8 protein-coding genes, 1 tRNA gene and 1 rRNA gene are annotated in these 13,089 nt (G+C 71.5%); 6 read left to right on the top strand and 4 right to left on the bottom strand.

Going from position 1 to position 13,089, the window contains the following annotated elements:
* The 5 genes from rrf to MKK75_RS05355 all read left to right on the top strand — a co-directional run.
* Nucleotides 1-113: ribosomal RNA gene (gene rrf, locus MKK75_RS05375) — 5S ribosomal RNA — on the top strand; the annotation flags it as partial.
* A gap of 111 nt (nt 114-224) precedes the next feature.
* Nucleotides 225-301: transfer RNA gene (locus MKK75_RS05370), tRNA-Met, on the top strand.
* A 769-nt stretch (nt 302-1,070) separates the two neighbouring features.
* Nucleotides 1,071-3,002 carry an autotransporter assembly complex protein TamA gene (locus MKK75_RS05365; protein ID WP_244041597.1) on the top strand — a complete coding sequence of 644 codons (1,932 nt, stop codon included), beginning with the start codon at nt 1,071-1,073 and terminating at the stop codon, nt 3,000-3,002.
* Between the two features lie 51 nt (nt 3,003-3,053).
* Nucleotides 3,054-7,358: a translocation/assembly module TamB domain-containing protein gene (locus MKK75_RS05360; RefSeq protein ID WP_244041592.1), complete on the top strand. Its 4,305-nt coding sequence runs from the start codon at nt 3,054-3,056 to the stop codon at nt 7,356-7,358.
* Between the two features lie 128 nt (nt 7,359-7,486).
* The gene (locus MKK75_RS05355) at nt 7,487-7,804 is read left to right on the top strand and encodes an HPr family phosphocarrier protein (RefSeq protein ID WP_244041591.1); all 318 of its coding nucleotides are present in this window, start codon (nt 7,487-7,489) and stop codon (nt 7,802-7,804) included.
* Between the two features lie 6 nt (nt 7,805-7,810).
* Here MKK75_RS05355 and nth read toward each other — a convergent pair whose 3' ends face one another.
* From nth to MKK75_RS05335, 4 genes are all read right to left on the bottom strand, one after another.
* The gene (gene nth, locus MKK75_RS05350) at nt 7,811-8,521 is read right to left on the bottom strand and encodes an endonuclease III domain-containing protein (RefSeq protein WP_244041590.1); all 711 of its coding nucleotides are present in this window, start codon (nt 8,519-8,521) and stop codon (nt 7,811-7,813) included.
* A 64-nt stretch (nt 8,522-8,585) separates the two neighbouring features.
* Nucleotides 8,586-9,452 (bottom strand): GNAT family N-acetyltransferase, encoded by an 867-nt coding sequence (locus MKK75_RS05345; RefSeq protein ID WP_244041589.1) that lies wholly within the window; start codon nt 9,450-9,452, stop codon nt 8,586-8,588.
* Between the two features lie 104 nt (nt 9,453-9,556).
* Nucleotides 9,557-10,651, bottom strand: a complete 1,095-nt coding sequence (locus MKK75_RS05340) for a CobW family GTP-binding protein (protein WP_244041588.1) — start codon at nt 10,649-10,651, stop codon at nt 9,557-9,559.
* 62 nt (nt 10,652-10,713) lie between these two features.
* Entirely contained in the window at nt 10,714-12,198 is a 1,485-nt protein-coding gene (locus tag MKK75_RS05335) for a D-alanyl-D-alanine carboxypeptidase family protein (protein WP_244041587.1), read from the bottom strand.
* 258 nt (nt 12,199-12,456) lie between these two features.
* Here MKK75_RS05335 and queE point away from each other — a divergent pair, with 258 nt between their 5' ends.
* Nucleotides 12,457-13,089 carry a 7-carboxy-7-deazaguanine synthase gene (queE, locus tag MKK75_RS05330; protein ID WP_244041586.1) on the top strand — a complete coding sequence of 211 codons (633 nt, stop codon included), beginning with the start codon at nt 12,457-12,459 and terminating at the stop codon, nt 13,087-13,089.

Genomic DNA, 13,089 nt, shown 5'->3' with positions numbered 1-13,089 from the left:
GGTGGCCTGAGCGGCGTGCCCAGAACCCGATCCCATCTCGAACTCGGCCGTTAAACACGCCAGCGCCCATGGTACTGTGTCTCAAGGCACGGGAGAGTCGGTCGCCGCCAGACCCGCCCATCGCAACCAACACGCGCAGGCGCGCACGAGCCCGCGCCATTCCCTCACCACGATCACCGATCCGGCCCAACCGCACACGCCCGCGGTCAGGCCGTACACGCTGGCGCGGGGTGGAGCAGCCCGGTAGCTCGTCAGGCTCATAACCTGAAGGTCACAGGTTCAAATCCTGTCCCCGCAACCAACATCACCCAACCACAACACAACCACACAGCCCGCCGAGCCAACCGCTCCGCGGGTTTTCACGTGTTCGCCCTACGAAAACTCTGCGCCCGACCTGCGCTCTGCGCGTCCAAGCCATCCGCCGGGCAGGGGAGGGCGCTCTTGCCGCCTCCGTCCGGCGCGACACGATCTTGTCGAGGGCTCGGCACTTCGCTCAGCCAATAGCGCTCGTCAATGACCCGCCTCAGGTGAAGCACTGGCTGTTTCCGCAGCCGAGTGGCCTCGGAGATCACTCTGCCGAGACGGTTACGGTTCGACGATGTCGCGGCGGTCCAGGATGCTGCGATGGATCAGCACAGGCTCGTATGGCTACCCGGCTGGCTGATAGGTATGACGTTGCGGCGGGGCGTCTCGTCGTCGTGCTGGGCACCGAACCGGTGCACACCTTCGAAAGCCGCGCCCTCTGACCGGAAACACACCATCTCCCGATGCGGGTGCGCCGCGCGATCGGTGCGTCAATCGCCAGCCTGTCAGACCACGTCGCGTTGCGGTCGGTGGCCTGATCGGCCCGGCACCGCGATCAATCTGGACGACGCACGACGCGGTGTTGGCCTGGGCGGCACATCGCCATAAGGTAGGTTGGGGTACGTCGTAGCGCGCGGCGTAGGGGGGAGCAGCGATGACGATCCAGCTGGGCGGCACGGCCGACCTCGGTCGGGACTGAAGAGCGCGGTTTGCGCGTTTCCCGCCCCGCCAACCCAGTTTCCGTGGCCCGCGTGCTGCCGCGACTGATGCTCGTCGGCGCGATGCTGCTTCCGGCAGCCATTCCGCTGCCGGTGCATGCCTTCGACCTGTTCGGCCTGTTCGGGAGCGAGCCCGAGCCGCCGGCGCCGAGCCCCTCCGCCCTGCCGTACACGGTGCGGATCACCGGCACCGACGAAGCCGACGTCCTGCAAGCGCTTCAGGACACCGCGACTCTCTACCGTCTGCGCCAGGAGCCGCCCCCGGACGGGGAGGGGCTTCTGCGCCGGGCGGAGGCCGACCGTGCCAAGCTGGCCGATGTCCTGTCAGGTTATGGCTACTATCAGGGCACCGTCGCGATTCGGATCGACGGCGCCCCCGTCGGCGGCCAAGCCGCGGCGGTCGTCGGTGCCGCCGAGGCCTGGCGCAATCGCGGCCTTGTACCGGTCCGGGTCGCGATCGATCTCGGACCGCTCTATCGCCTGCGCAGGATCGTGGTGCGCGACGCAGCCGGCAGGGCGTTTCCGGACGCGATCCTGCCACCGCGGGTCACCCGCGTGGATGATGACGTGCCAGCCCGCTCCGCCACGGTGCTGGCCCGCGAGGCGCGGATCGTCGATCAGTTCCGAAGCCAGGGTCACCCCTTCGCGAAGGTGATCGCCCGCGATCCGGTCGTGGACGACGCGGCCCACGTCATGGACGTGACCTTCACGGTCGATCCGGGTCCGGTCGCCGGGATCGGTCCCGTGGCGGTCAGCGGAGCCCCCGGCATCGACCCGGCCACGATCCGCTCCTTCATCTACGCCGAACCAGGCGATCCCTACTCGCCCCAGGCGGTGGCGGCGATCCGGCGGTCGGTGGCGCGGATCGAGGCGATCGGCGGGGTGCGGGTCCGCGAGGGCACTGCCCTCGACGCCGATGGCAACCTCCCGCTGTTCGTCGAGGTCAACGAACGGGAGCGCAACCTTATCGGCATCTCCGCGCGCTATTCGACGGTCGATGGCCCGGGCGTGCGGGCCTACTACGCCAACCGCAACCTGTTCGGCGGCGGCGAGACGTTCCGGCTCGATGCCGACATCTATTATCTCGGCCTCGGCAGCGATCCGTTCGCCACGCAGCGCAAGATCGCGGGCATCGGCACCAACGGTCTCGGCGGTCGCCTGTCGGCCACCTATGTCCAGCCGGCGCTCTGGGGGTCGCGCAACGACCTGCTGGCCAACGCCTTCGTCACCCGCGAGGTGCAGCAGAGCTATCTGGTTGACGGCGGCGGCGCCTCCGCGGCGATCCGGCACCGGTTCTCAGACACGGTCTCGGCGCAGATCGGCCTCGACGCGCAGGTCGGCCGCTCCAAGGACGCGCTGGGCACCGTCAATTACCGGCTGATCGGTGTGCCGGCCTCGGTCACCTACGATTCCACCGACAACCTCCTGGACCCGACCCGCGGCGTGCGGGCGATCGCCTCGCTCGCCGCCTATCCGGGGGCGATCTCGTCGCCCGGCATCCTCGTCGCGAAGGCGCAGGGCTCGACCTACTATTCGCTGGACGACGAATCCCGGTACATCCTGGCCGGGCGGATCGGCTTCGGCTCGGTCTCAGGCGCAGCCCTCGGCGACATCCCCGACAATTTCCGCTTCTTCGCTGGGGGCGGCGGCTCCGTGCGCGGCTATCCGTACCGGACCCTCGGCCCGATCGGGCCCTACAACCTGCCGATCGGTGGACGCAGCCTGCTGGAGACCTCGGTCGAGGCCCGCATCAAGGTCACAGACACGATCGGCGTCGTGCCATTCTTCGATGCGGGCACCGCCTTCGCCTCCGCGCTGCCGGATTTCGAAGAGAAGATTCGGAAGTCGGTCGGCATCGGCCTGCGCTACTACACCGGGATCGGCCCGATCCGCGCGGATCTCGCCTTCCCGCTCGACCCCTACAAGGGCGGGCATGTGCGCCCGGCCGTCCTGTATCTCAGCCTGGGGCAGGCGTTCTGAATGGCTGAATTGACAGGGCGAGCCGGAACACGACGGCGAACCTTTCGCCGCATGGGACGTGGCGGTCTAAGCCTCGTACTGATCTGCCTCGCCCTCCTCGTACCGGCGGCGGTGACGCGAACCCGCGCCGACGCGGGCGACAAGTCGGTTCTTGGCAACCTCCTGTCCCGGGCGCTCTCCACGCCGTCTTCGCGGGTTGCGATCGGCGCGGTGGACGGCGCCCTGTCCTCGGATGCCACCATCCGCGATGTCGCCGTGAGCGACCGTGACGGCGTCTGGCTCAAGCTCGACAAGGCCCGGATCGTCTGGCGCAGGCTCGCCCTGCTGTCGGGGCGGCTCGAGGTGGACAGCCTGGAGATCGGTCAGATCGACGTGCTGCGCCGTCCGATCCCCGGCCCGACGCCGCCGGAGGCGAAGCCCGACGGCAAGCTGCTGCCGGACCTGCCCGTCAAGGTCGAGATCAAGGATTTCAAGCTGGCGGAGCTCGTGCTCGGCGAAGCGGTGGCCGGGCAACCCGCCCGGCTGTCCGCCGAAGGGCGTGCCCGGCTCGGCGCGGCGAGCGAGGGGCTGGAACTCAAGGCCCGGGCGCAGCGCCTCGACGCCGCCGGGCGCTTCCTGCTGAGCCTGCTCTACGTGCCGAACGGCGACAAGCTGGAATTGAAGGCGAGCCTGGTCGAGCCCGCGGGTGGCCTGCTCTCCAAGGCGGCCAACCTCCCCGGCACGCCGCCAATCAACTTCGACCTCGACGGGACGGGCACGCTCGACGCGTGGTCGGCCAAGCTCGATTTCGCCGCCGGCCCCGAGATCGGCGCGAAGGGCGGCGCCCGGATCTCGCGGATCGGCGCCGAGCGGCGGCTCGCCCTCGACCTCGCGGCGCGCATCGAAGGTCTGGTACCGGGTCCGGCGGCGTCCGTTTTCGCCGGCACGACGCAGCTCGCAGGTGGCCTCGCCTTCGCGGATAGTGGTGCCTTCCGGATCGACCGGCTGGAGCTGACCTCCCGCACGGCCCGCCTCGCCGCCGGCGGCAGTCTGAGCGCGGACCGGGTGGCCGACCTGACGCTCCAGGCCCGGGCCCTGCCCAACGCCGGCAGCGTCACGAGAGCGGGCGAGGCCGAGATCGGCAAGCTCGTGTTCGACGGCAGCCTCAAGGGACCGATCGCGATGCCGACGATTCGCGGCGAGCTCGACGCGGCGGGCCTGCGCGGCCGCGATTCCGCGCTCGATCGCGTCGAGGCGCGCCTGGACGTCGTGCCCCAGGGTGAGCCCTCGGCGCAACACTTCGCCATCAGCGCGGACGGTACGGTCTCGGGCCTTCGGCTCGCCGACCCGGCGCTGCGGCGGGCGATCGGAAGCCGGGCGCAGCTCACCCTCCGGGCTGGGACCGGGCCGGACGGTGTGATCGACGTGACCACTCTCCGGCTCGATTCCGAGACGGCCCGGGCCGCCTACACGGGCCGGATCGGCCAGAACACGCTGACCGGGACGCTCGATGCCGCGCTTCCGGATCTGGCGGTCTTCTCCGGCCTCGCCGGGCGCGGGCTTGCCGGCTCCCTGGACGCGAAGGCGCGGCTCAGCGGGGACCCGGCCCGGAAAGCGATCGCGGCCGATCTGTCGGTCGCCACCGCCGGCCTCGCGACCGGACTCGCGGCGGCCGATCGCGTCCTGGGCCGCACGCCCACGCTCCAGGGGCGGGTCTCGCGCTCCTACGACGGCTACGGGTTCGACCATCTGCGCCTCGAGGCCCAGGGCCTCACCGCGACCCTGCAGGGCGAGGCGACCTCGCAGCGCGCCGATGTAGCCGGACGCCTCGACCTCGGGAGCCTCGCCGATCTCGATGCCCGCCTCACCGGGCGCGCCGCGGTCGATGCGCGGCTCACCGGCTCCCTGGAGCATCCGGACCTGACCGCGACGCTTACCGCGGCCGCCGCCACCGCGGACGGCAAGCCGATCCGCGGGTTGCGGGCCGAGGCCGTGGTCAAGGATGCGCTCCTGGCCCCGGAGGGCAGCCTGCGCCTCTTCGGCGACGTGGCCGGCAAGGCGCTGACCGGCGATGCCCACGGGGCACGCCTCGGGGAAGACTGGATGCTCGACCGGCTCGCGCTCAATCTCGGCTCGGTGGCGGTGGCAGGGAACGCGGCGGTGGCGGCCGAAACGTGGCTCTCAGCCGGGTCCCTCACCGTACGGGCGGGCAATCTCGAGGACGTTGCGCCGCTCGCCCCGGAGCCCATTGCCGGACGCCTCGATGCGGCCGTGACGCTGTCCCGCGACGGCGGCCGCCAGGATGCGGCGATCCGGGCGACAGGGGCCGCCCTACGCTACGGCAGTTCCGCTCTGACCCGCCTCGACGCCGATCTGAGGGGTCGCGATCTTCTGGCGCATCCGATCCTCGACGGGCGCCTCGACGCCGACCGGCTCGTCGCCGCCGGCCCGCAGATCGACACCGTTCGTTTAGTCGCCAGCGGCAGCCCCGCCTTCAGCGACGTCACGCTGACCGCCAAAGCCCGCGGCTTCGGCCTCGACGGGGCCGCGCGGATCGTGCCGGCCGCCGAGACCCGCATCGAGGTCCAGCGCCTCTCGGCTTCCCGCGGCAACGAACGCTTCGCCCTTGCCGGGCCGGCCGCCATCACCCTGCGGGACGGCGGCGCCGCGATCGACGGCCTCGTCGTCGCGGCCGGCAGCGGCCGTATCACCGTCGCGGGTCGGGCCGGACGCGACCTCGACCTGACGGTGGCGATCCGGGCGCTGCCCCTGTCGGTCGCCCGGATCGCCGCTCCTGACCTCACCCTCGCGGGGACCCTCGACGGGGAGGCGGATCTGCATGGGCCAGCCGACAGGCCGGAGGGGCGCTACGCGCTGACCGTCTCTCGGCTCGTGGCGCCGCAGACGCGGCAGGCCGGGCTGCCAGCTTTGGATGCCAGCGCCAAAGGCACCCTGTCCGACGGGCAGGCGAGCCTCGATGGCCGGGTCTCCGCCGGGCGCGGCGTGGCGCTGACGGTGGCGGGCAAGCTCCCGATCGAAGCCGGCGGCGCGCTCGATCTGCATGCCCGGGGAACCCTCGACGCGGCGCTCGCCAACTCGCTGCTGAGCGTCGGTGGCCAGAGCGTCGCCGGACACATTGCCATCGACGGGGGCGTCACCGGCACGCTGGCGGCTCCGCGAGCCCAGGGTTCGGCTGTCCTGACTGATGGCAGCTTTACCGATCCCCTCAACGGCATCCGTCTCACCGGGATCGAGGGTCGGGTCAGCGGTCGGGGCGACAGCCTCGTGGTCGAGCGCCTGACCGCGGCGACCCGGAATGGCGGGCGCGTCTCCGTGACCGGGCGGGTGGCACTGCAACCGGATTTCCCCGGCCAGTTCCACGTCGTCGCGGAGCGGGCCGAGCTGGTGTCGAGCCCGCTGATGACCGCCGTATCGAGCCTCGATCTCACCCTCGCCGGCCCGCTGGCGCGGACGCCGCGAATTTCCGGCCGCGTCGATGTCGCCTCGATCGACGTCGCCGTGCCTGATCGGCTGCCAGCCACCGTCCGGCCCCTGCCGGGGGTGCGCCACGTCAACACGCCGCCGGATGTGCGGGCGCGGCTGGCTCAGCACGCCGCGCGGAAGGCCGCGGCGGCGCCCGGGCGCCGGCCGAAGAAGCCGGCTGTTCCCTTCGACGCGACGTTGGACGTGGCAATCGATGCGCCGAGCCGGATCTTCGTGCGCGGGCGCGGCATCGATGCCGAACTCGGTGGCGCTTTGAGGGTCACCGGAACCTCACTGGCGCCCAATGCGGTCGGCGCCTTCGCGATGCGGCGCGGCCGCCTGGAACTGGTCGGCCAGCGCCTCGACTTCAGCCGCGGCCGGCTGACCTTCGCGGGCAGCCTGACCACCCCGGAGCTCGACTTCGCCGCCGAGACCAAGGCCGGGGACGTGACCGCACGGGTGGCTGTGTCCGGCCCGGCCGACGCGCCGCAATTCGCCCTGACCTCCGACCCAGTGCTGCCGCAGGACGAGATCCTGTCGCGGCTGCTGTTCAAGAAGGCGGCTGGCGGCCTGTCGCCGTTCCAGGCCCTGCAGCTCGCCCAGGCGGTGGCCCAGCTCTCGGGCGGCGCCGCCGGACCCGACGTGTTCGAGCAGGCGCGGAAGGGTCTCGGCCTCGACAGTCTCGATGTCTCGACGGGGGCGAGCGGCGGCCCGGCGCTCGGCGCCTCGCGCTACATCTCGGACCGGGTCAGCATCGGCGTGAAGGCCGGCGCCAAGCCGGCCGACACGGCGGTCGGCGTTGATTTCGACGTCACGCGGCGGATCAAGCTGAAGGGCGAGGCCGGCAGCGACGGCCGCACCAGCCTGGGCGTCGGCGCCGAGTACGAGTGGTGAGCTGGCCGGCGCGAGGACGCATTCGGCCGACGGCCATGATCGTCCGGGATAGACACACCCCGTCAAAGATTTAGGTTCGAGGCAAGCGGCCGCGACAGCCGTGGATCGGGCGGGATACACCACGGGCGATGGACGAGCTTTTCGAGACGGACGACGATCCCCCGGTGCCTGAAGGGGGCTTTCTCCGGATGCTACCGATCATCAACCGCCGTGGCCTGCACGCCCGGGCCTCCGCGAAGTTCGTGCAGACCGTCGAGCGCTACGACGCCGCCGTCACGGTCACCCGGGCGGGGGAGACCGTGGGCGGGCGTTCGATTATGGGCCTGCTCACCTTGGGTGCCGCCAAGGGCACGCGCATCGCCGTCACGGCGGTGGGCCAGGATGCCACGGCGTGCCTCGACGCCATCGAGGCGCTGCTGGCCAATCGGTTCGGCGAGGACGAGTAGCGGCGCTCAGATCGCCTTGCCGGGCCAGGTGCAGAGGTCCGCGACCGGGCAGCGCGGGCAGGCGGGCTTCCGGGCCGTGCAGGTGTCGCGGCCGTGGCGGAACAGCCAGACATGGGCGCCGTCCTTGAACCGCTCGGGCACGCGGTGGGCGAGCCCGTCCGCGACGGCGTCCACGGTCGTGCCGGGGGCAAGCGGGATCCGATTGGAGACCCGGAACACGTGGGTGTCCACTGCGATGACCGGCTCGCGGAAGGCGAAGTTGGCCGTGACTTCGGCACTTTTGCGCCCGATCCCCGGAAGGCGGCGCATCGCGACGGAGCTGCGCGGCACGACGCCGCCGAACTCGGAGATCAGCGCCGCCGACAGCTTGACGATGTTGCGCGCCTTCGACGGCCCGAGCCCAACCGGCCGGACGATCTCGGTGATGCGCGCCTCGCCCAGCGCCAACATATGCGCCGGGCCGTGCACCGTGCTGAACAGCGCCTCGGCGATGCGGGCGACCGTCGGGCCGGTGGACTGCGCGGAGAGCAGCACGGTCACCAGCAACCGGAACGGATCGGTGTCGTCGAACCCCGCCTTGGGATCCGGATCGGCCTCGGAGAGGCGGGCCATCACGGCGGCGACCCGTCCGGTCGCGTCGGCGTCGGGCGGTGAAACAGGCTTGGCGCGCGCCCGGCGCGGGGAGGTCCGAAGGCCGTGGAGGGTGTCGCGCGCCATACCGGGCAGCTAGCGTCCCGGCCCCGGTCCGGACAGGCCGGACGCAGCGCGGCCGATTGACCGCTCAGGCCCGCGCCCGCCGCCACGGCACCGAAGCCGCGCCGGCCCCGAGATGGAGCGTGCCGGCGACGAGCTCGCCGGCCCGGCGCAGGAATTCGACCCGCAGCGCCCCGCGGCGCCCGAACAGGCGGCTCACCACGCGAACCAGCGACGCCTCTGCCGGATCGGCGACGATCGGCTGCCGCGCCGTGCGGGCATCGAGGGCGAGGAAGGTCTCGACCGCGTCGCGCACGGCCTGTGCCTCGGTCACCGTACGGATGTCGCAGGTGGACGCCTCCCATCCGGCAGGGCGGATACCGATGAGGCTCGCGGTGGGAATCGATCGCGGTCGGGCCGAACGATCCGCCGTCGGAACGGGACGGATCCGCGGCAACTCCCGATGGGGCTGGGCCGCACCGGCGAGCCGGATCGGACGGCGCAACGCCCCGAGCCGCTCCCGCAGCGCCCGGTCGACGGCCTCGGCGGCAGCCCGCTCCACGAGGGCGGTCGCCTCGGCGTCCGCCGGCTGCCAGGGTCGGGCCCGCCCGCCCCAGACCGGATGCGGCATCGCCAGGGGCACCACGCCCTGCAGCGCGTCCCGCCCGGTCTCCGCGTCGCGGTCCCAGACCAGGGCGATCGCGACGCGACTGCCTGCGGGTCGATGCTGGGCGAGGGGCAGCAGGTGATCGGGATCGCGCAGCGGATCTGTGACGGCGTTCCGGATCAGCATCGCCCGCCATGCGGACACGGCATCCGCATCCACGCCGCCGGGCCGATGAAGATCAACCCGCCAGCCGGGCGCCCGATCCGGCTCCTGCCGCGGCCGAGGCCCGACGGCACACCCGGGCATGCCGGACAGGCCGCCCTGTATCACGGTGAAGCGTGGCGCCATCGTGTGTCCTGCCTCTCGACGCTTCGTCCCGTTTCGGGACAATTCGGCGCCTGGGCGGCGCCATCCGGGTCGAGTGCTTCAAGGCCGATGCCGCGCCTGCAATGTCAGGGACCCGGGATCGCCAGGGGATTGTCTGTGAGGGCGGCGGCATCCGGGGCATCGACGCGCGGGCGGCCCAGGAACGCGTCCCAGAGCTGCCGGACGAAGGCCGGATCGAGATCCTTCAGGATCAGGACGAGGCGGGACGTGTGATCGGGATCCGGCCAAGCCGGCAGGGTGAGCGGCGCGTGGAAGACGTGCTGGACGCCATGCACCACCAGCGGCCGCCCGGGATCCTCGGCCAGCGCCACGAGGCCCTTGAGCCGCAGCAGCTTCGGCCCGTGGCCCGACCGGAGCAGGTCCATGAACATCTCGAAGGCGGTCCGCGGCACGGGCGCCGCGCTGGTCAGGCAGATCGCCTGGATCGACGCGTCGTGCCGGTTCACGTCCGGCTGGGCGTGATCCGCCTTCGCCAGAACCTCGTGGCCGAGCCACGCGCGCACGTCGGCAGCCTTGCCGTCGAGGCCGAACAGGCCGCCGAGCAGCTTCTCCACCGGGGCGTCCGGTGCGAGGACCGGCGCGACCGGGTTGAGGGCGGAAAGCCGCGCGTGGATCGCGCTCATGTCGTCCACGAGGTCGGCCTTGGTGAGCACGATCCGGTCGGCGATGGCCACCTGCCGGACCGCCTCGGGATGCGCGTCGAGGGTCTTTGCCCCCGTCGCCGCATCCACCACCGTCACGACCGCCTGAAGGCGGAAGCGAAGCACGAGATAGGGATGGTAGATCAGCGCGTGCAGGATCGGGGCGGGGTCGGCGAGGCCGGTGGTCTCGATCACCACGCGCCGGAATGGGCCGATCCGCCGGTTGTCACGCTTGCGCAGCAGGTCTTCCAGGGTCGCGATCAGGTCGCCCCGCACCGTGCAGCACAGGCAGCCGGCGCCGAGCAGGATCATGTCCTCGTCGACCGTCTCGATCAGCAGGTGATCGATGCCGATCTCGCCAAACTCGTTGACGATCACCACCGTGTCGGCGAGCTCAGGATCGCGCAGCAGCCGGTTCAGCAGCGTGGTCTTGCCGGCGCCGAGGAAGCCGGTGAGCACGGTGAGCGGGATCGGCTCGGGGCGGCGCGGGTCCGGAGACGGGGCAGGGCTGAGGGACATACGCGTCGAGGTAAGGTCCGTCGGCCCGCGCGGCAACGCAGCGATCGGCCGCGTGGGCGCGCTTACTCCTCCGCGGACGCCTTCTTGTCAGCCGGCTTCTTGGCCGGGGCCGGCTTGTGCGCGGCCGTCTTCGGCGCCGGCTTGGACAGGCCCTTGCCCGGCTTGGCCTCCGGCATCGACGGCGTCGTCGTGGCGGTATAGGCGCTGGCCGATCGGGGGAGACCGTGGGCCGGTTTCGCGGCAAGCTTCGGGGCCGGCTTGGCGGCGGACTTCGCGGCATCCCGGGACGCTTCCCTGACGGCCTTCGCGCGTTCCACCCGCTCCGCGCGTGCCTGCTTGGCCGACTCCAGCGCCGCGAGGCGCTTGGCCTTCGCGGCTTCGAGCTTCGCGGCGCGGCTGTTGGCGGCCGCGGTCTTCTGCTCGGATTCCTGCGCGTCGAGAATCTGCTGGCCCTCGGCCGGGTTGCGGCCGATCCAGACCGCGATCGGCTGCAGCGGCGCCCGCGGCGGCAGGCTCCGGGCGCGCAGCGCCGGGTTGGAGAAGGCTGCCATCGCCAGCGCAGGGGAATTCGCCGCCGAACCGCCGATCAGCTGCGCGGCCGAACCGGGGACAGTGAGCGCGCCGGGGCCATCCTCGATGGCCGGAGGCTTCTTGCCGCCGCACACGAAGGGCCGCATGTCCGGCGGCGCGGGCAGCGCCGAGGTCGGAAGCGCGTCGAGCGTCGGGCTCGTCCAGCCGGCGCTCTGGCTGAAGGCATAGTCGAACAGGTCGGCGGCCTTCACGTCGCGCTCGCGCGGGCTCGGCTGGCCCATCACGATGGTGACGATCCGGCGCCCGTTGCGGGTCGCCGTCGCCACGACGTTGAATCCGCCCGCGCAGATGAAGCCAGTCTTCATGCCGTCGGTGCCGGGATAGCGCCCGAGAAGGCCGTTGTGATTCGCCATCACGGCGCGGCCGAACTGGATCGCGGAGATCGAGAACAGGTCGTGCTCGTCCGGGAAGTCGCGGATCAGCGCCCGGGCGAGCACCGCCATGTCGCGGGCCGAGGTCCACTGGCGCGGGTCGGGCAGGCCGTTGGGATTGTACCAGTGGCTGTCGCGCATGCCGATCCGCTGGGCGGTCTCGTTCATCAGCGCGGCGAAGTTGTCGATGGATCCGCCGAGGTTCTCGCCGATCGCGTAGGCGATGTCGTTGGCCGACTTGACCATGATGATCTTGAGGGCGTTGTCGAGGGTGAGCTGCGTCCCCGGCTTGAAGCCCATCTTCGAGGGCGGCTCGGTGGCGGCGGCGGCCGAGATGGTGATCATCGAGTCGAGCGAGATCTTGCCCTGCCGCACGAGATCGAGCGCGACATAGGTGGTCATCAGCTTCGTGATCGAGGCCGGATACCACGGATCGGTCGGCGCCTGCGCGTAGATCACCTTGCCCGAATCCACGTCCGCCACGAGGATCGGCACCGTGACCGCGTCCGCGGCGCGGATCCCCGCGAGGAGCCCCGTCAGTGCCGCGAACCCGACGGTGAAACGCCGGAGGAGAGAAGAGGACATGCGTGTCCGACTCGTCAGAGAATCGCCAGGGTCGGCACCGCGAGGCGCCGCAGGTCCGACCCGGGGGGTCGGATAGGGCACAACCCGAGCGACCGCTGCTCGGTCGCCGGGCTGCAACCCGGCATCAACGTGCCCACCGTGGCAAGAGCAAGGCGAGAGCGATGCGCGGCCCTGCACGGCGCGGTTGTCGGTGGTGCCCGGTCGGTACAGGGCCTATCTGCAGGCGACGCGTCGCGCGGGACGATGACTGGGACGACAGTGAGTTACGCGGTCAAGGAAGTTTTCCACACGCTTCAGGGGGAGGGTGCCCAGGCGGGGCGCGCGGCCGTGTTCTGCCGCTTCGCCGGGTGCAATCTCTGGTCCGGCCGCGAGGCCGACCGCGCCGCCGCGGCCTGCCGATTCTGCGACACCGACTTCGTCGGTCTCGACGGGGAGGGCGGCGGACGGTTCGCCGATGCATCCGAGCTCGCCGATGCCATCGCGGCGACGTGGGAAGGGGGCTCGGAGAACCGCTACGTGGTGTTCACGGGCGGCGAGCCGCTGCTCCAGCTCGACGCTGCGCTGATCGCGGCGGTGCACGCCCATCGGTTCGAGATCGCGATCGAGACCAACGGCACGCTGCCGGCGCCCCCGGGCATCGACTGGATCTGCGTCAGTCCGAAGGGGCGCAATGCGCTGGCGCAGACGACCGGCCATGAATTGAAGCTCGTCTATCCGCAGGCGGATGCCGACCCGGCGGATTTCGTCGGGCTCGATTTCCGCCATCGCTTCCTCCAGCCCCTCGACGGGCCGGGCCGGATCGCCAGCACGGAGGCCGCAATCGCCTATTGCCGACGGGATGCCCGCTGGCGGCTCTCGCTCCAGACCCACAAGATGATCGGGATTCCATAA

It is taken from the genome of Methylobacterium sp. J-030 (assembly GCF_022829545.1).
Taxonomy (GTDB): Bacteria; Pseudomonadota; Alphaproteobacteria; order Rhizobiales; family Beijerinckiaceae; genus Methylobacterium.
The sequence above is the reverse complement of the archived record's forward strand: the minus strand, read 5'-3'. Positions and strand labels throughout refer to the sequence as shown.